At 56.7% G+C, this 815-nt stretch carries 1 protein-coding gene and 1 pseudogene; both read left to right on the forward strand.

Annotated features, from left to right (window positions below; all coding sequences use genetic code 11):
• Positions 1-193 (forward strand): annotated as a pseudogene (locus HT737_RS30800) (ethanolamine ammonia-lyase light chain EutC); the annotation flags it as partial.
• 116 nt (positions 194-309) lie between these two features.
• Positions 310-771, forward strand: a complete 462-nt coding sequence (locus HT737_RS30805; RefSeq protein WP_007958617.1) for an N-acetyltransferase — start codon at positions 310-312, stop codon at positions 769-771.
• Positions 772-815 lie beyond the last annotated feature (44 nt).

An 815-nucleotide genomic window follows, 5' to 3' on the forward strand; every position in this document is an offset into this window, starting at 1 on the left:
TGCATCTCCAATGTGCGGCTTGAGGGCTTGAGCTATGGCATGGCGGCGCATCGCTTGTTGTATCTGATGCGCGAACCCTGTCGGGCAGCTGTCGGGGGTCAACCTGAAGGATGAAGCGCAAGTACAGACGCTGGAGTCGGACACCGGTGCGGACATGAAGGGAAACTTCCTGCTTGATCCACCCACAACCTGAACCGTTTTCCGCATTGCGTTTTCTGCGCTGCTTTGAGGCAGGATCGAAGCACGGCCGCAGGGTTTCCCATCGCCGTCAGAGCAGTTGAAGACAGCCACTTGAAGACGAGACCTATCATGCGGATTATTCAAGCGACCCTCGAACACCTGGATTTGCTGACCCCGTTGTTCGTCAAGTATCGCGAGTTCTACGGTTCCCTGCCTTACCCGGATTCCTCCCGCGCGTTTCTCGAAAAGCGCCTGCGACGCAAGGAATCGGTGATTTATCTGGCCCTGGCCGATGATGACGACAAGAAACTGATGGGGTTCTGCCAGCTGTATCCAAGTTTCTCCTCGCTGTCGCTCAAGCGCGTGTGGATCCTCAACGATATCTATGTCGCCGAAGATGCCCGCCGCCAGCTGGTGGCCGACAACCTGATCCGCACCGCGAAGAAAATGGCCAAGGAAACCCAGGCCGTGCGCATGCGCGTGTCCACCAGCGCTGACAATGAGGTGGCGCAGAAGACCTACGAATCCATTGGCTTCAAGGAAGACACCGAGTTCAAGAACTACGTGTTGCCGATCAGCGACGAGCTCTGAAATCAAAAGATCGCAGCCTTCGGCAGCTCCTGCAGGGATAACGC

It is taken from the genome of Pseudomonas sp. MD195_PC81_125 (assembly GCF_014060985.1).
Taxonomy (GTDB): domain Bacteria; phylum Pseudomonadota; class Gammaproteobacteria; order Pseudomonadales; family Pseudomonadaceae; genus Aquipseudomonas; species Aquipseudomonas parakoreensis.